At 69.7% G+C, this 19,666-nt stretch carries 19 protein-coding genes; 14 read left to right on the top strand and 5 right to left on the bottom strand.

Going from position 1 to position 19,666, the window contains the following annotated elements; genetic code table 11:
• Positions 1-29 precede the first annotated feature (29 nt).
• Both K8940_RS16440 and K8940_RS16435 read left to right on the top strand, forming a co-directional pair.
• The gene (locus K8940_RS16440) at positions 30-3,611 is read left to right on the top strand and encodes a hydantoinase B/oxoprolinase family protein (protein WP_223391159.1); all 3,582 of its coding nucleotides are present in this window, start codon (positions 30-32) and stop codon (positions 3,609-3,611) included.
• Positions 3,611-4,090, top strand: a complete 480-nt coding sequence (locus K8940_RS16435; protein ID WP_223391158.1) for a low molecular weight protein-tyrosine-phosphatase — start codon at positions 3,611-3,613, stop codon at positions 4,088-4,090. Before K8940_RS16440 ends, K8940_RS16435 begins: the two co-directional genes overlap by 1 nt.
• On the opposite strand, the gene K8940_RS16430 is transcribed toward K8940_RS16435, so the two are convergent.
• From K8940_RS16430 to K8940_RS16415, 4 genes are all read right to left on the bottom strand, one after another.
• Positions 4,087-4,584: a hypothetical protein gene (locus K8940_RS16430; protein WP_223391157.1), complete on the bottom strand. Its 498-nt coding sequence runs from the start codon at positions 4,582-4,584 to the stop codon at positions 4,087-4,089. The genes K8940_RS16435 and K8940_RS16430 overlap by 4 nt on opposite strands.
• A gap of 144 nt (positions 4,585-4,728) precedes the next feature.
• On the bottom strand, positions 4,729-5,376 hold the full coding sequence (locus K8940_RS16425; RefSeq protein WP_223391156.1) for a DUF1190 domain-containing protein: 648 nt from the start codon (positions 5,374-5,376) through the stop codon (positions 4,729-4,731).
• 11 nt (positions 5,377-5,387) lie between these two features.
• A complete protein-coding gene (locus K8940_RS16420) occupies positions 5,388-5,801 on the bottom strand; it encodes a DUF350 domain-containing protein (RefSeq protein WP_223391155.1) in 414 nt (137 codons plus the stop codon).
• Positions 5,802-5,817: 16 nt separating this feature from the next.
• Positions 5,818-6,462, bottom strand: a complete 645-nt coding sequence (locus K8940_RS16415; protein ID WP_223391154.1) for a YjfK family protein — start codon at positions 6,460-6,462, stop codon at positions 5,818-5,820.
• A gap of 155 nt (positions 6,463-6,617) precedes the next feature.
• Here K8940_RS16415 and K8940_RS16410 point away from each other — a divergent pair, with 155 nt between their 5' ends.
• From K8940_RS16410 to pelA, 4 genes are all read left to right on the top strand, one after another.
• Positions 6,618-7,289, top strand: a complete 672-nt coding sequence (locus tag K8940_RS16410) for a YjfI family protein (protein ID WP_223391153.1) — start codon at positions 6,618-6,620, stop codon at positions 7,287-7,289.
• A 23-nt stretch (positions 7,290-7,312) separates the two neighbouring features.
• Entirely contained in the window at positions 7,313-8,071 is a 759-nt protein-coding gene (locus K8940_RS16405) for a PspA/IM30 family protein (RefSeq protein WP_223391152.1), read from the top strand.
• Positions 8,071-9,234, top strand: coding sequence for a glutathionylspermidine synthase family protein (locus K8940_RS16400; protein WP_223391151.1), 1,164 nt, complete (start codon positions 8,071-8,073; stop codon positions 9,232-9,234). Before K8940_RS16405 ends, K8940_RS16400 begins: the two co-directional genes overlap by 1 nt.
• Positions 9,235-9,328: 94 nt before the next feature.
• Positions 9,329-10,636 carry a pectate lyase gene (pelA, locus tag K8940_RS16395; RefSeq protein WP_223391150.1) on the top strand — a complete coding sequence of 436 codons (1,308 nt, stop codon included), beginning with the start codon at positions 9,329-9,331 and terminating at the stop codon, positions 10,634-10,636.
• A gap of 4 nt (positions 10,637-10,640) precedes the next feature.
• Here the strand turns inward: pelA and K8940_RS16390 are convergent, their stop codons facing one another.
• Positions 10,641-11,378 carry a copper homeostasis protein CutC gene (locus tag K8940_RS16390; protein ID WP_223391149.1) on the bottom strand — a complete coding sequence of 246 codons (738 nt, stop codon included), beginning with the start codon at positions 11,376-11,378 and terminating at the stop codon, positions 10,641-10,643.
• Between the two features lie 57 nt (positions 11,379-11,435).
• On the opposite strand from K8940_RS16390, the gene K8940_RS16385 reads away from it, so the two are divergent.
• The 8 genes from K8940_RS16385 to K8940_RS16350 all read left to right on the top strand — a co-directional run bounded on the left by K8940_RS16385 (position 11,436) and on the right by K8940_RS16350 (position 19,621).
• On the top strand, positions 11,436-12,464 hold the full coding sequence (locus K8940_RS16385) for a N(4)-(beta-N-acetylglucosaminyl)-L-asparaginase (protein WP_223391148.1): 1,029 nt from the start codon (positions 11,436-11,438) through the stop codon (positions 12,462-12,464).
• A gap of 65 nt (positions 12,465-12,529) precedes the next feature.
• Positions 12,530-13,393 carry a dienelactone hydrolase family protein gene (locus K8940_RS16380; protein ID WP_223391147.1) on the top strand — a complete coding sequence of 288 codons (864 nt, stop codon included), beginning with the start codon at positions 12,530-12,532 and terminating at the stop codon, positions 13,391-13,393.
• 94 nt (positions 13,394-13,487) lie between these two features.
• On the top strand, positions 13,488-14,519 hold the full coding sequence (locus K8940_RS16375; protein WP_223391146.1) for a MerR family transcriptional regulator: 1,032 nt from the start codon (positions 13,488-13,490) through the stop codon (positions 14,517-14,519).
• 91 nt (positions 14,520-14,610) lie between these two features.
• Positions 14,611-15,075, top strand: coding sequence for a MarR family winged helix-turn-helix transcriptional regulator (locus tag K8940_RS16370; protein WP_223391145.1), 465 nt, complete (start codon positions 14,611-14,613; stop codon positions 15,073-15,075).
• A gap of 4 nt (positions 15,076-15,079) precedes the next feature.
• On the top strand, positions 15,080-17,098 hold the full coding sequence (locus K8940_RS16365; protein WP_223391144.1) for an FUSC family protein: 2,019 nt from the start codon (positions 15,080-15,082) through the stop codon (positions 17,096-17,098).
• Complete coding sequence (locus K8940_RS16360; RefSeq protein WP_223391143.1) at positions 17,095-17,304, top strand: DUF1656 domain-containing protein; 210 nt, start codon at positions 17,095-17,097, stop codon at positions 17,302-17,304. Before K8940_RS16365 ends, K8940_RS16360 begins: the two co-directional genes overlap by 4 nt.
• 8 nt (positions 17,305-17,312) lie before the next feature.
• Positions 17,313-18,194, top strand: a complete 882-nt coding sequence (locus K8940_RS16355; protein WP_223391142.1) for an efflux RND transporter periplasmic adaptor subunit — start codon at positions 17,313-17,315, stop codon at positions 18,192-18,194.
• Positions 18,191-19,621, top strand: a complete 1,431-nt coding sequence (locus K8940_RS16350; RefSeq protein WP_223391141.1) for an efflux transporter outer membrane subunit — start codon at positions 18,191-18,193, stop codon at positions 19,619-19,621. The genes K8940_RS16355 and K8940_RS16350 overlap by 4 nt, the downstream gene beginning before the upstream one ends.
• The last annotated feature ends 45 nt before the right edge of the window (positions 19,622-19,666 follow it).

Raw genomic sequence — 19,666 nt, 5'->3', positions numbered from 1 at the left:
GAGGGGCGGAGCAAGGAGTTCCGCCCCTCATGACTGAGCACCCGCGCGGCTGGGAATTCTGGATCGACCGGGGCGGCACGTTCACCGACATCGTCGCGCGGCGGCCGGACGGGTCGCTGATCACCCACAAGCTGCTGTCGGAAAATCCCGAGCACTATGCCGACGCCGCCGTGGCGGGCGTGCGGGCGCTGCTGCCCGAGGGCGCGGCCATCGACGCGGTGAAGATGGGCACCACCGTGGCCACCAACGCGCTGCTGGAGCGCAAGGGCGAGCCGACGGTGCTGGCGATCACCAGAGGTCACGCCGACGCCCTGCGGATCGGTTACCAGGCGCGGCCCAAGCTGTTCGAACGCCACATCGTCAAGCCGGAAGCCCTCTATGACCGCGTCGTCGAGATCGACGAGCGGGTGAGCGTCGAGGGCCAGGTGCTGCGGCCGCTGGACGAGGCCGCCGCGCGGGTGGGTTTGCAAAGCGCTTATGACGCGGGCTTCCGCGCCATCGCCATCGTGCTGCTGCATGGCTTCCGCTTCACGGATCACGAGGCGCGGGTCGCCAAGATCGCCAGCGAGATCGGCTTCACGCAGGTTTCGGTCAGCCACGAGGTCAGCCCGCTGATGAAGCTGGTCGGGCGGGGCGACACGACGGTGGTCGACGCCTACCTGTCGCCGATCCTGCGGCGCTACGTCGACCAGGTCGCGGGAGCGCTGGGTCACGACTCCCGGCTGCTGTTCATGCAGTCGAACGGCGGCCTGACCGACGCGCGGGCCTTCCGGGGCAAGGACGCCATCCTGTCCGGTCCGGCCGGCGGCGTGGTGGGCATGGCGCGGACGGCGGGCGAGGCCGGCTTCGAGCGGGTGATCGGCTTCGACATGGGCGGCACCTCGACCGACGTCTGCCACTATGCCGGCCAGTACGAGCGGGCCTTCGAGACCGTGGTGGCCGGGGTGCGGATGCGCGCGCCGATGATGAACATCCACACCGTCGCGGCTGGCGGCGGCTCGATCTGTTCGTTCGACGGCGCGCGGCTGCGGGTGGGGCCAGCCTCGGCCGGCGCGGTCCCGGGGCCGGCGGCCTATCGCCGGGGCGGGCCGCTGACGGTCACCGACTGCAACGTCATGCTGGGCAAGCTGCGGCCGGAGTTCTTCCCCAAGGTGTTCGGGCCCAACGCCGACCTGCCGCTGGACGCCGAGGCCGTGGCGCGCGGCTTCGAGATCGTCGCCGTCGAGATCGCGGCGGCGACCGGCAAGGCCATGACCCCGCACGACATCGCCGAGGGCTTCGTCACCATCGCCGTCGAGAACATGGCCAAGGCCGTGCGGCAGATCTCGATCCAGCGCGGCTACGACGTCACGCGCTATGTGCTGGCCTGTTTCGGCGGAGCGGGTGGGCAACATGCCTGCCTGGTGGCCGACGCCCTGGGCATGACCAAGGTGATGATCTACCCGTTCGCGGGTGTCCTCTCAGCCTACGGCATGGGTCTGGCCGACCTGCGGCTGATCCGCGAGGAGACGGTCGAGCGGCCGCTGGACGCCGTGGGTGACCTGGCCGAACGCGCGAAGGTGCTGGCGGCCGAGGCCGAGGCGGCCTTGCGCGCCCAGGAGGTGCCGATGGCCTCGGTCGAGACGATCGCCAGCCTACGGGTGAAGTACGCTGGCACGGACACGCCGCTGGTCGTGCCGTTCGGCGACACGGTTCGCGAGGCGTTTGAAGACCTGCACCAGCGCCGCTTCGGCTTCACCTCGCCGGCGACGCCGCTGGTGGTCGAGACGCTGTCGGTCGAGGCGATCGGACATTCGGACGCGGGTGACGCAGCGGGCTGCAAATCCGCTACGTCAGGTGATATCGAGCCTCTCGCCACCGTCGAAACCCGCATGGCCGGCGCGCTCCACACGACGCCCGTCTTCGACCGCGAAGCCCTGGCCATCGGTACGGCGATCCTCGGCCCGGCCATCATCCGCGAGGCCACCGGCACGACCATCGTCGAGCCCGGCTGGCGCGCGATCGTGGACCCCCATCTGAACCTGATCCTCGACCGCGTCGTCGCCCTGCCTACCCGTAAGGCCATCGGAACCGAGGCCGATCCGGTGATGCTGGAGGTGTTCAACAACCTCTTCATGGCCGTGGCCGAGGAGATGGGCTTCGCCCTGCAGAACACGGCCTATTCGGTCAACATCAAGGAGCGGCTGGACTTCTCCTGCGCGCTGTTCAGCCGCGACGGCGACCTGATCGCCAACGCCCCGCACATGCCGGTGCACCTGGGCTCGATGGGCGACAGCGTGCGAGCCATCCGTGACGCGCGCGAGCATGACGGACGCGGCATGAAGCCCGGCGACGTCTACATGCTGAACGCCCCTTACAACGGCGGCACCCACCTACCGGACGTGACGGTGGTCATGCCGGTGTTCGACAAGAACGCTGCCCTGCTGTTCTACGTCGCCGCGCGAGGGCACCAGGGCGACATTGGCGGGATCACGCCAGGCTCGATGCCGCCGACCAGCAAGACGGTCGAGGAGGAGGGTGTCCTCATCGAGAACTTCCTGCTGGTCGAGGGTGGCCGGTTCCTGGAGGCCGAGACGCGGACCTTGCTGGCCTCGGGCAAGTGGCCGGCGCGCAATCCCGACCAGAACATCGGCGACCTCAAGGCCCAGATCGCCGCCTGCGCGCGCGGAGCCGAAGCGCTGACCGGCATGGTCGCCGAGTTCGGCCAGGACGTCGTCGAGGCCTACATGGCCCACGTCCAGGACAATGCCGAAGAGGCGGTCCGCCGCGTGCTGGCGACGATGGAGAGCGGGTCGTTCGCCTACGAGCTGGATGACGGTTCGGTGGTGAAGGTCGCCATCGCGGTCGACCAGCAGGCCCGCACCGCCCGCGTCGACTTCACCGGCACCAGTGACCAGGTCCCGACCAACTTCAACGCCCCGGCCTCGATCTGCCGGGCGGCGGCGCTGTACGTCTTCCGCACGCTCGTGGACGACGAGATCCCGATGAACGACGGCTGCCTGCGGCCGGTCGAGCTGGTCATTCCTGAGGGCTCGATGCTGCGGCCGCGCTATCCGGCGGCGGTGGTGGCCGGCAATGTCGAGACAAGCCAGGTGGTGGTCGACGCCCTCTATGGCGCCTTGGGCGTGATGGCCGGGGCGCAGGGCACGATGAACAACTTCACCTTCGGCGACGAGCGGCGGCAGTACTACGAGACCATCTGCGGCGGCTCGGGGGCGGGGCCGGACTTCGCCGGAACCGACGCCGTCCAGACCCACATGACCAACAGCCGCCTGACCGATCCCGAGGTGCTGGAGACCCGCTTCCCGGTGCTGGTCGAGGCCTTCTCGATCCGGCGTGGATCGGGCGGGACGGGCGCGCATCGCGGTGGCGACGGGGTGGTGCGCAAGATCGGCTTCCGCGAGCCGATGACCGCGACCCTGCTCTCCAACCGCCGGCGCGTGCCGCCTTTCGGGCTGGAAGGCGGCGGGGCGGGCGCTTTGGGCGCAGCGCATATCGAGCGCGCCGATGGTAGCGTTTCGCCGATGGCCGCCACCGACCTCGTCGAGGTCGGCGCGGGCGACGCCATCGTCATCGAGACGCCGGGCGGCGGTGGTTGGGGAAAAGCGTGATGGCCAAGGCTTCGGTACTCTTCGTCTGCCTGGGCAACATCTGTCGCTCGCCCTTGGCCGAAGGCGCCTTTCGGGCGGAAGCCAAGATGCTGGGTCTGGACGTCTTGGCCGACTCCGCCGGCACCGGCGGCTGGCACACGGGCGAGCCGCCCGATCCCCGCTCCATCGCCGTGGCCCGCCGTAACGGCGTCGACATCAGCCGGCAGCGCGCCCGCAAGGTGACGAAGAACGACTTCAAGACCTTCACCCACATCTACGCCCTGGACCACACCAACCTCACGGGCCTGCAGGCCATGGCGCCGCGCGACGCGACGGCGGAGCTGGGGCTGCTGCTGGACCTGGTTCCCGGCCACGAGGGGCGGGCGGTGTCCGATCCCTACTATGGCGATGGCTCTGACTTCGATGCGACCTGGCGCGACGTGGTGATGGCGGCGCAGGCCCTGGCGGGGCGGCTGGCCCGGGAGGGCTGGCGGGGCTAGTGGAAGGTCGGCCGCCGGATCGGCTGAACCGGTCGTTCCGGTTCGTCGAAGCGCATCGGCAGGGCCTTGCCGTCATTGGCCAGGGCGGTGTTGAGGAAGCGCGCCATCACAGTCACGGTCTCGGGCGTGACCACCAGGCCCTCGATCAGGCGGCCGGCGATCTCGGGCGAGGCGGGGCAGACGCCGCAGGCGGTGATCAGGCGCTGCTCGTCGTCCGCATAGCCGCCGCAGCAGGGCGCGGAAATGCAGAGCGGACGCCGGACCTGACCCTCGATGGCGGTCATCATCAGGATGAAAGCGGCGGCGACCCGGGGGGAGACCAGGCCGCCAGCCTTGTTCGACAGCCGCGCGCCAGGCTCTTCGCCCAGCACCCGGGCCGTCACCCATTGTCGCAGCATCCAGAGAAGAATCCGCTCGCCCTCGGCCAAGCCGACGGGACCGCAATGGTCGAGTTGAGCGTCGACGAAAGGATCGGGGAAATGGTCGGGCCGCACGCCGGAAATCTCCTCGCCAAGCAGGGGGCCGACACCCGCCGTGGCGAACCGACTTCGGTGAGCGGCCCGACGCGCTCTTGCGAACACCTCGCAACTAGATAGGACTAGTAATTGCGAGTCAATCGCAAAAATGCAGGCGCCGGATCAGCCGCCGAAACCGCCCTTGTATCCGCCGCTGTGGGCGTAGCTGCGGCCGCCGCCGAAACCGCCGCGCGAGACGACCGAGGTGCGGGTCTGGATCTTGGGCGGCGCCTGCCGAATGACGTCCGGCGGGTCGATGCTGGTCTTGCTGATGACGGTGCGGCCGGTGCCGTAGTCGCGGCCCAGGCGTCCGCCCCAGGTCGAATAGTAACCGCCGCCATAAGCGTCGTCCCGGCGATAGAGGCCGGTCCCGCGATAGTAGCCGCCGCCACCGTCCAACATCCGGCCGATCACGAAACCAGCCAGCAGGGGCGTGAAGAAGCTGCCGCCGCCATTGGCCTCGCTGCGCGGCACGCAGTTGCCGACGCCATAGACGTCCTCGCACGAGGCGCGAGCCTCATAGCGCGGGGCGTTCTTCTGGTCGTCCTTCTGGGCGGTGGCGTACGAGGTCTCGCACTGCTGGTCGGAGACCTCATTGGCCGCCTTGCACTCTTCCAGGGACTTGTAGCTGAAGGCCTCGACCTGTTCGCCGCGATTGGGATCCCAGCTCGCCTGGGCGCCGGGGTCGTCGCAGCCCGACAGGGTCAGCGCGGTCGCGCCGGCCAGCATGGTGGTCAGCTTCAGTGAACTGGAGCGCTTGCGCGTGGTCATTGCTCCGGCCCTCACGAAGTCATGCAGGCGGCGTTCAGCACGCCGACGGCGATCGAGATGCCGGCCAGGTAGACGCCGATCGAGACCTCGTTGTTCTCGATGCGGGCCTTTACGTCGGGCAGGGCGACCAGGCGCACGCCGGTGAAGGCGGCGATCTGGATCACGCCGGCGAGGGCGGCCCAGGCGGCGAACTCCGGCAGGCTGACCGTGTGGCTCAGCGCCGAGGCCAGCGGCAGGACGTAGCCGATCAGCGCCCCGGCCAGGGCGATGGCGGCGGCGGTGTTGCCCGCGCGGATCAGCGCCTTCTCGTTGTAGGGCGTCACCCACTGGTAGATGTACTTGAAGGCGATGGTGAACAGGCCGGCCACGACGAAGGCCAGCAGGAACGCCGTCGCGCCGTCCTGGAATGCGCTGAAGTCGAACATCTGGCTGTAGCTCCCCTTAGGCCCGGAATTCGCCCACCGACAACGGCAGGCCGATCATCGTCTCGTGCGTGACGTCGCTGCTCTCCTCCGGCTCGGCCGTCAGCGCCAGCAGCAATTCGCGGCCGTCGCCGCCGGCGAGGTCGCGGTGGAACAGCATCGTGGTCTGGAACAGCCGCCGGTCAGGCGTCTGGGCTTCGCGGTCGTAGAAGACGTCTTCCCACAGCGTCACCGGATCCTGCTGCGGAGCCTCGTCGCCGAACCACAGGCGGCGGTATTCGGGCAGGCCCTCGACCTGGAATGTCCGGGCGCGCAGACGTTGGGCCCACAGGTCGCGATCGGCGCGGTCGGCCGGGTAGTCGCTGGCCCACGGGACGAAGACGGTAAAGTCGTTGGCGCGCTGGCCCTCGCGATCGTCCGAGACGACCTGGAACAGGATCTCGTCGTCCGTGTAGAAGCGATGCACGAACGCGCCGTCGTTCAGCTGGATCAGGCCCTGGGCCGTGATCTCCAGCGTGTCGCGGTCGAGCGCGAACTTGGTCTCGGCCCCGAAGCGCCGCCAGGCCAGCGGGTCCAGCACCACCGTCCGGCCGATCGTCACGTTGCGGATGACGGGCAGAGCGGGGCGCGACGCGTCCTTCCTGCCGAAAAGCTTTCCGAACATCGCGGTCCGCGAGCCCTCGAATACCTGGCCGGCGCGCCTATCTAAGAGGCGACGCCGAATTGCCCGACGGCGCGCTTGCCCTCAGGTTAAGTCGGTCGCAGGATGACGCCGAACGGTGTCTTGTCAAGCGTACATGTTATGCGTACATGTAACGCATGGCCGTGAAACCGACGAGAAGCGCTCAAGCCGCTGAAAGGACCCGCGCGTGGCGCGAGGCCCGTCGGAATGCGGGCTTCGTGAAGATCGAGGTCTGGGCGCCGGCGGCGTGCAAGCCCGACATCCTCTCGGCCGTCCAGTCGATCGTCGTGGAGTCGGTTCGCGGCCCGGCCTTGAAGACCAACCCCAATCCCCCCAAGGGCGTCAGACACATGGATTCCGTTATCGACACCGCCTGGACGATCCACACGCTGCGCGACGCGCTGGTGGAGAGCGCTCTCGTCCGCGAGGACGAGATGACCGTCACCGTCGTCGAGGGCGTCGAGCCCGTGCTGCAGGTCGTGATGCACGAGTTCGGCGACCTGCCGGTCTATGTCAGCGGCGGCGCGCTGCAGCTGGTCGTCTCGACCCTCCTGTGGCCTTGCGACGAGCAGAACCACCGCGCGGCCTTCAACGAGTTCCTGCTCAAGGCCCAGAAGATCGTGCCGTTGTCGAACTTCGGCATCACCACGGTCGACGGCCGTGACTATTACGAGCTGATGGGCGAGATCTCGTCCAAGACCACCCTGCAGACGCTGATCATCGAGCTGCGCACCCTGGCCGACAACGCCATCGCCGCCGCCAGCGACCTGCGCGATTCCTTCGAAAAGAGCCGCGTCGCGGCCGCTTAAAGACAGAGACCGGAGACTTACTGATGTCGATCTGGAGCAAGCTCTCGGCCCTGTTCCGCGGGACCGCGCATGACGGTGCGCAGACCATCGTGGACGCGAACGCCCTGCGGATCCTGGACCAGGAGATTCGCGACGCCGACAACGCCCAGGGCAAGGCTCGCGACGAACTGGCCAAGCTGGTCGCGCGGCGCCGCAGCCTGGAGACCGAGGTCGCCCAGCTGACCGACCAGTCGCGCAAGTACGAGTCCTCGGCTCGCGCGGCGATGAACAAGGGCGATCAGGCCCTGGCCCTGGAAGTGGCCCAGCGCATTGCCGACCTCGAGAAGGACGCCGGTCAGAAGTCGACCCAGATGACCGAACTGCGCGCGGCCGAGGAAAAGCTGCGCACGATCATCGCCCAGACCGACACCAAGGTCGAGGCGCTGCGTCGCGAGATCGAGATCGTGAAGGTCAACGAGAGCGTCCAGAAGGCCCAGGCCGCCGTGATCTCGCGCTCGGGCTCGGCCAGTGGCGTGGTCGGCTCGGCCGCCGACAGCCTCAAGCGCATCAAGGAGCGCCAGTCGGTCCGCGAGGAGCAGTTCCGCCTGCACAGCGAGTCGGAAGACCGCAAGACCGGCGCCGATCTCGACGCCAAGCTCGCGGCCGCCGGCATCCTGCCGGGCGGCGGCGGGGCCGAGGACGTGCTGGCCCGCCTGATGGCCCCGAAGGACGAGGCTCTGCCCGCCCCGATGCTGGCCATCGAGGACAAGGTGAAGGTCAACAAGGACGGCTCGGACGCCTGATGCGCCGCCTCACCCTGACGCCTCGACCGGACTGGAAGTCCAAGGCCGAGGCGGTCGGCTTCACCTGGCATCACGCCGATGGCCGCCGCTACTGGGACGAGCGGGCGGCCTACGCCTTCACGCTCGACCAGATCGAGGGCCATATCGAGCCAGCCACCGAGGCGCTGCACAGGCTGTGCCTGGAGCTGGTTGAGGACGCCGTCCAGAGCGACGCCCTGATGGCCCGGCTCCAGATCCCGGAAGCCTCGCGTGACGTGGTCGCCGCCTCGTGGAAGGCGCGTGATCCCTCGCTCTATGGCCGCTTCGACTTCTTCTACGACGGAGAAGGGCCGCCCAAGCTCTACGAGTACAACGCCGACACCCCGACCAGCATCTACGAGGCGGGGGTGTTCCAATGGCTGTGGCTGGAGGACCTGATCCAGCAGGGGAAACTCCCCGAGAGCACGGACCAGTTCAACAGCCTGCACGACCAGTTGGCCGAGCGGTTCAAGACGATCTTCCCAAGCGGCGGCTTCGTCCACTTCGCCAGCGATCCCGACTTCGTCGAGGATCGCCAGACGGTGCGGTTCCTCGAGGACATGGCCACGCTGGCCGGCCTGGAGCCCAAGTTCGTGCCGATCCAGCAGATCGGCCTCGACGCCGACGGGCGCTTCGTCGACCAGGACAACTACCTGATCGGCGCGATCTTCAAGCTGCACCCCTGGGAAGAGATGCTGCGCGAGCCGTACGCGGCCAATATCGCCGGCTCCAAGACCCTGTTCCTGGAGCCGCCGTGGAAGGCAGTGCTGTCGAACAAGGCTCTGCTGCCCTTGCTCTGGGAACGCCATCCGGGTCATCCGAACCTGCTGGAGACCTATTTCGACGACGACCCCAGGGTCGAGCGCCTGGGCTCCAGCTACGCCCGCAAGCCGCTGTTCAGCCGCGAGGGGGCGAACGTCGAGCTCTGGAAGGACGGCCGCAAGGGCCGGGTGCTGGACCAGGGCTATGGCGAGGAAGGCTGGATCCGCCAGGAACTGAAGCCGCCGCCGAAGTTCGGCGTGAACTATCCGGTGGTGGGTTCGTGGGTCATCGGCGATCAGCCGGCTGGGATCGGCGTGCGCGAGGATCGGGGGCGGGTGACGCGCGACCGCTCGCGGTTTATTCCGCACATCATCGAGGGCTGATTTCAGACCCGTTTCATCGCCGTAGGAAACCGGTATCATTCCCGTGACACAAGGGCGTCCAACGACAACGACGCCGTCGGGGAGAGACGTCCGGATGACCTATCGCGCCGCAGCCATCGGCCTGTTCCTGTCCGCCAGCATCCTGGCTGCGCCCGCCTTCGCCGGCGTGATCGGAACCAACGTCCCGGCCCAGCCGATCACCGCCGAGCGGATCGCCAAGCTGCCGGCCGCCCAGCAACCGGCCTGGAAGGCCTATCTCGATCGCTCGACCGCCCAGGAGAAGGCCGACCGCGCCGCCCTGGCCGCCGAGCTGAGGCCGGGCGAAGCCGCCCCGCCGCCGCCTCCGACCGGTCACGGCGACGGCGGCATGCCGTTGGACAGGGACGCGGCCTGGTACGCCTCGCCCGAGGCCCGCCACGTCGCCGACGTCATCGTCAGCTTCCAGACCCCGGCCGGCGGCTGGAGCAAGAACCAGGATCGCACCGGACCCCTGCGACTGCCTGGCCAGCCCTGGGCCTCGGACAACAATTCAAAGCACCTCAGCGAAGCTGACTTCGACGCCGCCCGCGACCCCAGGTGGGGCTATGTCGGCACGCTGGACAACAACGCCACGATCACCGAGCTGCGCTTCCTGGCTAAGGTCGCGGCCCGGGCGCCCGGCAAGGACGGGGAGGTCTATCGCCAGAGCTTCCTGAAGGGCGTGCGCTATCTGCTGGCCGCCCAGTTCCCGAACGGCGGCTGGCCGCAGGTCTGGCCGCTGGAGGGCGGCTATCACGACGCCGTCACCTTCAACGACAACGCCGTCTCCGAGGCCGCCGCCCTGCTGACCGAGGTCTCCGAGGCCAAGCCGGAATTCGCCTTCGTCCCCGCCGACCTGCGCGCCAAGGCCGGCGCGGCGGCCAGGAAGGGCCGCGAGGTCATCGTCGCCTCGCAGATCCGCGTCGACGGCAAGCCGACCATCTGGGGGCAGCAGGCCGACCCGTTCACCCTGGCCCCGGTCGCCGGTCGCAACTTCGAGCCTCCGGCCCTGTCGACGGGCGAGAGCGCCGACCTGTTGCTGTACCTGATGAGCCTGCCCGACCCGACCCCGGCGGAGGTCGCCGCCGTCCATGCGGGCGTGGCCTGGATGCAGGGCTCGGCGATCCTGGGCAAGGCCTGGATCGGCGGGAAGGGCGACCCCGAGGGCCGCCGCCTGGTCGACCAGGCGGGCGCGGGTCCGCTGTGGTCGCGCTATTACAGCACGGCCGGAAAGCCGGTTTTCGGCGAGCGCGACAAGACCCTGCGCGACGACGCCAACGAACTCTCGCTGGAGCGCCGCAACGGCTATGCGTGGTTCGGGACCCAGCCGGCCAAGGCGATCAAGGTCTACGAGACCTGGGTGAAGAGCCACCCGGCGAAGTAGGACGCTAGAGGTCGCGCAGGATCCGCGAGACCGCCGCCACCGCCGCCTGATCGGTGTCGCGCATCTCGGCCGGCACGAAGCCCATCGTCACCAGCCGGGACGCCGGATCGGAGCCAGGGATCGGGCCGCCGAACGAGCCGTGGACCTCGCGCACGCCGGTCCGTGCGACCAGTTCGGCCACGTTCGAGGCGCGCACGCCCGCGCCGGCCAGGATGCGGATGCGGCCATTGGCCTGGGCGACCAGCTCGGCGATGCGCTCGGCCCCCGCCAGAGCGGTGAGGGCCCCGCCCGAGGTCAGCACGCGCTCGAAGCCCAGGGCGATCGCCGCCTCCAGCGCCGCCGGCTGATCCGTGACGAAGTCGAACGAGCGGTGCAGGGTCATACCCAGGCCTGCGCTGTGTGCGACCAGCTTTTCCAGCACGTCCAGATCGAGCTCGCCGTCTGGCTGGTTCGCGCCGATCGTCACACCGGCCAGCCCGTACTGGCGCACGGCGTCGATATCCCGCCGCATGGCGTCCAGGTCGCCGGCGTCGAAGCAGAAGTCGCCATTGCGCGGCCGGATCATCGGATAGATTGGAATCGGCGCGCCGGCCGCCAGGGCCATCAGGCCGGGGGCGGGAGTCAGGCCCTGCAGGCCCAGGGCCGCGCAAAGTTCGATCCGATCCGCGCCGCCCGCGATTGCCGCCGCCAATCCGGCGGGCGTATCGACACAGACTTCCAGCAGGACGCGGTCGGCGGTCATCGTGTCTCTCCGGGGTCGTGCTAGGGAATCGGCGCGGTCTTCTTGGAGCACACGGGAATGATGAATCGTAGAGGCCTGATCGGCGCGACCCTGGCCGGATCGGCGATGATCGGCGCCAAGGCGTCGGCGGCGGAGGCCGTGACCAAGCTGCAAGGCCCCTGCGTGATCTCCACCTGGGATTTCGGCGTCGCCGCCAACCAGGCCGCCTGGGCGGTGCTGTCCAAGGGGGGGCGGGCCCTTGACGCGGTCGAGGCCGGGGCGCGCGTGCCCGAGCAGGATCTGAAGAACCACAGCGTCGGTCGGGCCGGCTATCCCGACCGTGACGGCCATGTCTCGCTGGACGCCTGCATCATGGACGAGCTGGGCAACTGCGGCTCGGTCGCGGCTCTGGAGCATATCGACCATCCGATCTCGGTGGCTCGCAAGGTCATGGAGAAGACCCCGCACGTGATGCTGGTCGGGGCAGGGGCCCTGCAGTTCGCGCTGGAGCAGGGCTTCAAGTACGAAGAGCTGCTGACGCCGGAGTCGAAGGCCGCCTGGGAGGCCTGGAAGAAGGACGCCAGGTATCAGCCCAAGGCCAACAGCGAGGTCGGCGACTACGGCAAGACCACCGGCCAGCTGGGCACGCCGGGCGGGGCGAACAATCACGACACCATCGGCATGCTGGCCATCGACGCCAAGGGGAACATCGCGGGCGCCTGCACCACCAGCGGCATGGCCTGGAAGATGCGCGGCCGGGTGGGCGACAGCCCGATCATCGGTGCAGGCCTCTATGTCGACAACGAGGTCGGCGGCGCCACCTCGACCGGTGTTGGGGAAGAAGTGATCCGCAATGTCGGCAGCTTCCTGGTCGTCGAACTGATGCGTCAGGGCCGCTCGCCCGAGGCCGCCTGCCGCGAGGCCGTCGAGCGGATCCTGAAGAAGAAGCCCCAGGCCAAGGACATCCAGGTCGGCTTCCTGGCCATCAACAAGGCGGGCGAGGTCGGGGCCTGGGCTATCCAGTCGGGCTTCAGCTACGCCCTGTGCGACGGCCGCAAGCAGGACCTGCTGTTGCCTGGTAGAGCGACTTATCAGGTCGCCACTTAAAATGGATGGGCTGACGGATAACGCGGTTATAGCGTACCAAGCCGTACATTCAGGAGGAGACCGCCATGTGCGATGACGACATCCACCCGGGCCTTGTTCATGACCCCCGTCTGTCCCGCCGCGCCTTCGGCTTGATGACCGTCGCCGCCACCGGCGTCGCTTCGGTCGCCCGCGCCGACGGGACGGTCGAGGAGAAGGACGTCGAGATCAAGACCGCCGACGGCGTCGCCGACGCGGCCCTGTTCTATCCCAAGGCGAAGGGCAAGTACCCGGCCGTGCTGGTGTGGCCCGACGTCATGAGCCTGCGCCCGGTGTTCCGCGACATGGGCCGCCGCCTGGCCGCGGCCGGCTATGTCGTGCTGGTTCCCAACCTCTACTACCGGGTCAAGAAGGCTCCGGTGGTCGAGGGCGCGTTCAACTTCGCCAATCCCGACGACCGCGCCAAGCTGACGCCGCTGCGCGCCTCGGTGACGCCCGAGGGCACGTTCAAGGATGCGGCGGCCTATGTCGCCTTCCTGGATGCTCAGGCCAAGACCGACAAGACCAAGAAGGTCGGGGTGCAGGGTTACTGCATGGGCGGCCCGCTGTCGTTCCGCACCGCCGGCGCGGTTCCGGGCCGGATCGGCGCGGTGGCCACCTTCCACGGCGGCGGCCTGGTCACGGCCGACGCCGACAGCCCGCACCTGCTGATCCCCAAGACTCACGCCGACTACCTGATCGAAATCGCCGACAACGACGACCAGAAGGAGCCGGACGTGAAGGACAAGCTGAAGGCCGCCTTCGCCGAGGCCAAGCGCCCGGCCCAGGTCGAGGTCTTCGCCGGCGCCGCCCACGGTTGGACCGTCAAGGGCAGCCAAGTCTACAACGAGCCCGCCGCCGAGAAGGCCTGGAGCAACCTGCTGGCGCTGTACAAGAAGGCGCTGGGGTAACAGCCGACGCGGCGCTGAGCTGATCCGTCGCCTCTTGACCCGGCCCCTGGGGCCGGCCCCATAGAGGTGGCGGTCAGCAACAGCGGATTGAAACATGCGTGCTTCCGTCGACGCCCTGAGCCCGTCCGAAGCGGCCCGCGACCTTGGCGTCTCGGCCAAGGCGCTTCGCCTCTACGAGGAACGTGGTCTTCTTCGTCCGGCGCGTACCGCCACGGGCTGGCGCGCTTACGGGCCAGACGACCTCCGGCGCGCCGCCGAGATTGTCGCCCTGCGGTCGCTGGGCTTCAGCCTGAGGCAGGTGGAGCGGGTCATGGGGGGAGCGGCCGAGGGGCTGGAACCCGCGCTGGCGGCTTTGCAGACCGGGCTTGAACTGGAATTCGACCAACTCGGCCAACGACTGAAGAAGGTCGACACCTTGAGGCGAGCCCTGGGCCAGGGCCAGCCGCCCACCGTGCCGGACCTCGCCGGCCTGGCGGCGCCCGACGCCCTGGTCGTGGGCTTCGATCTCCCGTGGCCCTGGGGCGGCGAGTGGTTCGAGGTGCGCGGCGTCCGCGCGCTCAACTATGTCGTCGGCCCCCTGGGCAGCGGGAAGACGAGGCTGGCGTGGACGCTGGCTCGCCATCTGCCCAACGGCGTCTTCCTAGGGCTGGACCGTATCGACCGCCGCGCCGAGGTCGAGCGCGCCATGGAGGCCGACCCCGTGCTGCGCGAGCGCGTGGAGGCGTCGATCGCGTGGCTGGTGGAGGAGGGCGCGACCGTCTCCGACGCCCTGCGCGTGCTCGTGGTCGGCCTGGAGCAGGGGCGCCCGAACAGCCTCGTCATCGACATGATCGAACAGGGGCTGGATGAAGCCACGCAGCGGGCGGTGATTGCCGACCTGCGCCGGCGCGCGCATCAGCGCTCGCCGCTGTTCATGCTGACCCGCTCCTCCGCCATCCTCGATCCGGAGGAGGCCACGGAGGATGAGGCGGTGATCTTCTGCCCGGCGAACCACGCGCCGCCCTTCAGGGTTCGAATCGCGCCCGGAGCGCCAGGTTACGATGCGCTGGTCAGCTGCCTTGGATCGCCCGAGGTCCGGGCCAGGACCGATGGGATGATCGCGATGATGCCTCGCTTGACAGGTTAAGGCCGTCCCACGGCCTCGCTCTTGCGGCGGAATAGGTAGGATGCTATCTAAATTAGATAGGAAGCTACCTATTGATAAATATCGTCGTTCCATGACCCAGCCTCGCACCCTCGATGAACGCGCCTTCGCCCAAGGCCTGCTGCGCCTGGCGCGGGTCTATCGGCGCGAGGTCAATCGCGCCCTGGCCGCCCACGGCATCTCGGACGCCAAGGCCCTGCCGGTGCTGCATATCGCCCGCGCCGGCGGCGGCATGCGCCAAGGTATGCTGGCCGAGGAGATCGGGGTGGAAGGGCCGTCGCTGGTCCGCATCCTGGACCAACTGAGCCAGGCGGGCCTGGTCGAGCGCCGCGACGATCCTTCCGACAAGCGGGCCAAGACTCTGCACCTGACGGCCGACGGCCTGGCGCTGGCCGCCGTGGTCGAGGACGCCGTGCAGGTGGTGCGCGCCCAGATGCTGGCCGAGGTCGCCGACGCTGACCTGGCCGCCGCCGTTCGCACCTTCGCGGCCTTCGAGGCCGCCCTGGACGCGGCCGCGGGGCAGGGGGCTGAACGCTAGTCCCATGTTTCCGAAATTCGATCGGCACACGTTGCTGTTCTCGGTGAACAGCTTCGCGGCGGCGATGCTCGCCCTCTACATCGGTTTCGCCCTGGGCCTGCCGCGCCCGTACTGGGCGATGACCACGGCCTATATCGTCAGCCAGCCGCTGGCCGGGGCCGTGCGGTCCAAGGCCGTCTATCGCGTGCTGGGCACCATCCTGGGCGCCATGGCCGCCGTCGCCCTGGTGCCGAACCTGGTCAACGCGCCGTGGCTGCTGTCGCTGGCCCTGTCGCTGTGGGTCGGCGGCTGCCTGACCATCTCGCTGCTGGACCGCACGCCGCGCAGCTACGTCCTGATGCTGGCCGGCTACACGGCCGCGATCATTGGCTTTCCCAGCGTCGGCCAGCCCGGCGCGATCTTCGACGTCGCCGTCTCGCGGGTGATCGAGATCGGCCTGGGCATCCTGTGCGCCACCCTGGTCCATAGCCTGGTCTTCCCGCGCCCCGTCGGCGCGGTGCTGCGCTATCGCCTCAAGACCTGGCTGGGCGAGGCCGACCGCTGGGCGCTGGACGTGCTGCGCGGCGAGGACGGCGAGGCCATCGCCCGCGACCGCCGCCACCTGGCCGCCGCCGCCAGCGAGATCCAGATGCTGGCGACGCACCTGCCGTTCGACACCTCGCGCCTGCGCGAGACCTCCGGCGTCGTCGGCGCCCTGCACGAGCGCATGCTGCTGCTGATCCCGCTGCTGTCGGGCCTAGCCGATCGCATGGAAGCCCTGCGCGAGGTGCGCGACGACCGCGTCCGCGCTGCTCTCAACACCGTCATCGCCTGGATCGAGGCCGGCTCGCCGCGCGAGCGGGGCCTGGACCTGGTCGAGCGTCTCGAGGACCTGGCCGCGCGCCGTCGCGGCTCGGCCTGGTCCAACCTGCTGATCGAGAGCCTGCTGGCGCGTCTGGCCGAGACGGTCCGCGCCCTCGGCGAGGGCCACGCCCTGATGACCCGCCTGGCCGACCCGGACGCGCCGCTGTCGCCCGAACTGGACGCCGCCGCCCGCGCCAGGAGCCAGCGGCCGATGCACGCCGACCTGCCGCTGGCCCTACTGTCGGGCGGGGCGGCGGCGATCGCCATCCTGCTGTCCTGCGCCACCTGGATCCTGGCCGGCTGGGGCGACGGGGCGGCCGCGCCGGTGATGGCCGCGGTGTTCTGCTGTTTCTTCGCGGCGATGGACGACCCCGTGCCGGCCATCAAGAACTTCGGCCTCTACTCGCTGTTCTCGCTGCCGCTGGCGGCGGTCTACATGTTCGCCATCCTGCCGGCGATCGACGGCTTTCCGATGCTGGTCCTGGCCATGGCCCCGCCGCTGCTGCTGCTGGGCCTGTTCATCCCCAATCCCGCGACCATGGGCTCGGCCCTGGCCGTGCTGATGGGCTTCTGCAACGCCCTGGCCCTGCAGGAGACCTTCAGCGCCGACTTCGCCGGGTTCTTGAACGGCAATCTGGGCCAGTTCGTCGGCCTGCTGTTCGCGATCATGGTCACGGCGGGCCTGCGCTCGATGGGCGTCGACGCCAGCGCCCGGCGCCTGCTGGTCCGCACCTGGAAGGGCCTGGCGCGTCTGTCCCGCGCCCGCCAGGCGCCGGAGGCCGCCGCCTTCGCCGCCATCCTGGTCGATCGCCTGGGCATGCTGACGCCCAAGCTGGCCCAGGCTGGCCCGCGCCACGACTTCGTCGGCGTTGACGCCCTGCGCGACCTGCGGATCGGCATGAACCTGGTCGCCGTCCAGGCCGCCCGCCCTGACCTGCCGCCCGAGGGCAAGGACCAGTTGGACGCGGCCCTCGACGGTGTCGGCGATCACTTCGCCGCCCTGGCCGCCGGCCAGCGTCGCAAGCCCGGCGAGGACCTGCTGGGCCGCATCGACGCGGCTCTGCGCGGCCTGTCCATCGCCCCCGCCGCCTCGGCGGTGCAGGGCGTGTCGGGCCTGGTGGGCCTGCGCCGCAACCTGTTCCCGGAGGCGCCCGCCTTCGTTCCGGAGGCCGCCCGATGACCGGTGAGCTGAACATCGACGGGGTCTTCCTGTCGTCCGTTCTGGTCTCGGCCCTGATCGCCCTGGCCGCCTCGTTCCTGTTGCGCCGCGCGCTGTCGAAGGTCGGCGCTTACCGGTTCGTCTGGCACCCGGCGCTCTTCGATACCGCCCTGTTCGTCATCCTGTGGGCCGCCGTCGTGACGGTCCCTTCGCCCCTCAAATTCTGAACCTGACCATGCCCCCGTTGAAAACCACCCTGATGTACACCGCTCGCGTCGCCGTCACTGGCGCCGTCGTGATCGCCGCCCTGATCGGCGGCAAGGCGCTGTGGACCCACTACCAGGTCGATCCCTGGACCCGCGACGGCCGCGTCCGCGCCGACGTCGTGCAGGTGGCCCCCGACGTGTCGGGCCTGGTCACCCGCGTCGAGGCGGTCAACGACCAGACGGTCAAGGCCGGCCAGCCGCTGTTCTATGTCGACCGCGAACGCTATGCCCTGGCCCTGCGCCAGGCAGACGCCGCCGTCGAGGCCCAGCGCGCCGCCCTGGCCCAGGCCCGCCGGGAGCTGTCGCGCAACCGCGCCCTGGGCGACCTAGTCGCCGGCGAGATCACCGAGCAGAGCCAGTCCAAGGTCGAGCTGAGCCAGGCGGCCCTGTCCCAGGCCCTGGCCGCCCGTGACGTCGCCGCCCTGAACCTCGAGCGTACGGTGGTCGTCGCGCCGACCGACGGCTTCCTGTCGGACCTGACCCTGCGCACCGGCGACTACGTCACCGCCGGCAAGCCGGTGCTGGCCCTGATCGACAGCCGCTCGTTCCGGGTCGAGGGCTATTTCGAGGAGACCAAGCTGTCGTCCCTGCGCATCGGCCAGCCGGTCTCGGTCAAGGTGATGGGCGAGGAGAGGCCCCTGAAGGGCCACATCCAGTCGATCGCCGCCGGCATCGAGGACCGCGACCGCGCCGCCAGCGGCAACCTGCTGCCCAACGTCAACCCGACCTTCAGCTGGGTGCGCCTGGCCCAGCGGGTGCCAGTCCGGGTAGCCCTGGATCAGACGCCGCGCGATCTGCGCCTGATCGCCGGCCGCACCGCCACGGTCGCCGTCGTCGGAGCCGGTCGATGAGCCCCCAAGGAAGACTGGTGCGAGCCCTGGCGGTCGCCGGCTCGCTGCTGGCCCTGACCGCCTGCGCGGCCGTCGGCCCGAACTACAAGCTGCCGGAAGCGGCCAAGATCAACGCCCCCACCGCGCAGGGACCGTTCATGGGCGCGGCCTCGAAGGCTGTCAGCCAGGACCCGGTCCCGGCCGGCTGGTGGAAACTCTATGACGACCCCGTGCTGAACGGCCTGGTCGAGGAGGCGCTGAAGGCCAATACCGACCTGCGTGTCGCGGCCGCCAACCTGGCCCGCGCCAGGGCCGTGGCCGGCGAGGCCGACGACGCCGGCGGCTTCACGGTCGGGGCCTCGGCCGCGGCGATGCATAGCCGGGAGTCGGGCGAGCAGTACCTGTTGTCCGAACAGCTGCCGGTCGAGAACCTGGCCGATGTCGGGGTGAAGGTCTCCTACCAGGTCGATCTGGTTGGCCGGATTCGGCGCGCCGCTGAGGCCGCCCACGCCGACGCCGAGGCCAGCCAGGCGGCCCTGGACCTGGCCCGCGTCAGCGTCGCCGCCGACGTCGCCCGCGCCTATGTCGAGGCCTGCGCCAACGGCCACGAACTGGCCGTCGCCCAGCGCACCGTCGACCTGCAGAGCCGCAGCCTGGACGTCACCCGTAAGCTGGTGAAGGCGGGCAGAGGCACGGCCGTCGACGTGACCCGCGCCCAGGCCCAGCTGGACCTGTCGCGGGCCAGCCTGCCGACCTACCAGAGCCGGCGGCGCGCGGCGCTCTACAGGCTGGCGACCCTGACCGGCAAGCCGCCGGCCGAGTTTCCCAAGGCGGTCGAGGCTTGCGTCCATCCGCCGACCCTGACCCAGGCGATCCCCGTCGGCGACGGCGCGGCCCTGCTGAAGCGCCGGCCCGACGTGCGCCAGGCCGAACGGACCCTGGCCGGCGCCACGGCGCGGATCGGCGTCGCCACCGCCGCCCTCTATCCGAACGTCACCCTGGGCCTGGGCGCGGGCTCGACGGGCCTGTTGGCCGACATCGGCCAGGCGCCGGCCAACCGCTGGGGTCTGAGCTCGCTGATCACTTGGACCCTGCCGGGCGAAGGCGAGCGGGCGCGGATCCGCCAGGCCGAGGCCGGCGCCGACGCGGCCCTGGCCCGGTTCGACGGCGTGGTGCTGACGGCCCTGCGCGAGACCGAGACCAGCCTGGACGCCTACGCCCACGACCTCCAACGTCAGGCCGCCCTCAAGGCCGCGCGCGACCAGGCCGTGCTGGCCGAGGGCCAGGCCCAGCGTCTCTACCGCGCGGGCCGCAGTCCCTATCTCGCTGGCCTCGACGCCCAGCGCACCCTCGCCGGGGCCGAGGCGGCGCTGGCGGCCTCCGACAGCCAGGTCGCGGCCGACCAGGTGACTCTGTTCCTGGCCTTGGGCGGGGGCTGGGAGCGATAGCGTTGTTCGAAACTTTGGGCTAAACCGTACAAAACGGTCGTAGTA

Source organism: Caulobacter segnis (assembly GCF_019931575.1).
GTDB lineage: Bacteria > Pseudomonadota > Alphaproteobacteria > Caulobacterales > Caulobacteraceae > Caulobacter > Caulobacter segnis_C.
This window is presented reverse-complemented; position numbering and strand designations above follow the sequence as displayed.

Excerpts from the sequence above, each read along its gene's own strand:
- K8940_RS16375 (WP_223391146.1), top strand. The coding sequence starts at position 13,488 with ATGCGTGCTTCCGTCGACGCCCTGAGCCCGTCCGAAGCGGCCCGCGAC.
- K8940_RS16370 (WP_223391145.1), top strand. The coding sequence starts at position 14,611 with ATGACCCAGCCTCGCACCCTCGATGAACGCGCCTTCGCCCAAGGCCTG.
- K8940_RS16435 (WP_223391158.1), top strand. The coding sequence starts at position 3,611 with ATGGCCAAGGCTTCGGTACTCTTCGTCTGCCTGGGCAACATCTGTCGC.
- K8940_RS16380 (WP_223391147.1), top strand. The coding sequence starts at position 12,530 with ATGTGCGATGACGACATCCACCCGGGCCTTGTTCATGACCCCCGTCTG.
- K8940_RS16400 (WP_223391151.1), top strand. The coding sequence starts at position 8,071 with ATGCGCCGCCTCACCCTGACGCCTCGACCGGACTGGAAGTCCAAGGCC.
- K8940_RS16350 (WP_223391141.1), top strand. The coding sequence starts at position 18,191 with ATGAGCCCCCAAGGAAGACTGGTGCGAGCCCTGGCGGTCGCCGGCTCG.
- K8940_RS16425 (WP_223391156.1), bottom strand. The coding sequence starts at position 5,376 with ATGACCACGCGCAAGCGCTCCAGTTCACTGAAGCTGACCACCATGCTG.
- K8940_RS16420 (WP_223391155.1), bottom strand. The coding sequence starts at position 5,801 with ATGTTCGACTTCAGCGCATTCCAGGACGGCGCGACGGCGTTCCTGCTG.
- K8940_RS16410 (WP_223391153.1), top strand. The coding sequence starts at position 6,618 with ATGGCCGTGAAACCGACGAGAAGCGCTCAAGCCGCTGAAAGGACCCGC.
- K8940_RS16360 (WP_223391143.1), top strand. The coding sequence starts at position 17,095 with ATGACCGGTGAGCTGAACATCGACGGGGTCTTCCTGTCGTCCGTTCTG.
- K8940_RS16440 (WP_223391159.1), top strand. The coding sequence starts at position 30 with ATGACTGAGCACCCGCGCGGCTGGGAATTCTGGATCGACCGGGGCGGC.
- pelA (WP_223391150.1), top strand. The coding sequence starts at position 9,329 with ATGACCTATCGCGCCGCAGCCATCGGCCTGTTCCTGTCCGCCAGCATC.
- K8940_RS16390 (WP_223391149.1), bottom strand. The coding sequence starts at position 11,378 with ATGACCGCCGACCGCGTCCTGCTGGAAGTCTGTGTCGATACGCCCGCC.
- K8940_RS16385 (WP_223391148.1), top strand. The coding sequence starts at position 11,436 with ATGATGAATCGTAGAGGCCTGATCGGCGCGACCCTGGCCGGATCGGCG.
- K8940_RS16365 (WP_223391144.1), top strand. The coding sequence starts at position 15,080 with ATGTTTCCGAAATTCGATCGGCACACGTTGCTGTTCTCGGTGAACAGC.
- K8940_RS16405 (WP_223391152.1), top strand. The coding sequence starts at position 7,313 with ATGTCGATCTGGAGCAAGCTCTCGGCCCTGTTCCGCGGGACCGCGCAT.
- K8940_RS16415 (WP_223391154.1), bottom strand. The coding sequence starts at position 6,462 with ATGTTCGGAAAGCTTTTCGGCAGGAAGGACGCGTCGCGCCCCGCTCTG.
- K8940_RS16355 (WP_223391142.1), top strand. The coding sequence starts at position 17,313 with ATGCCCCCGTTGAAAACCACCCTGATGTACACCGCTCGCGTCGCCGTC.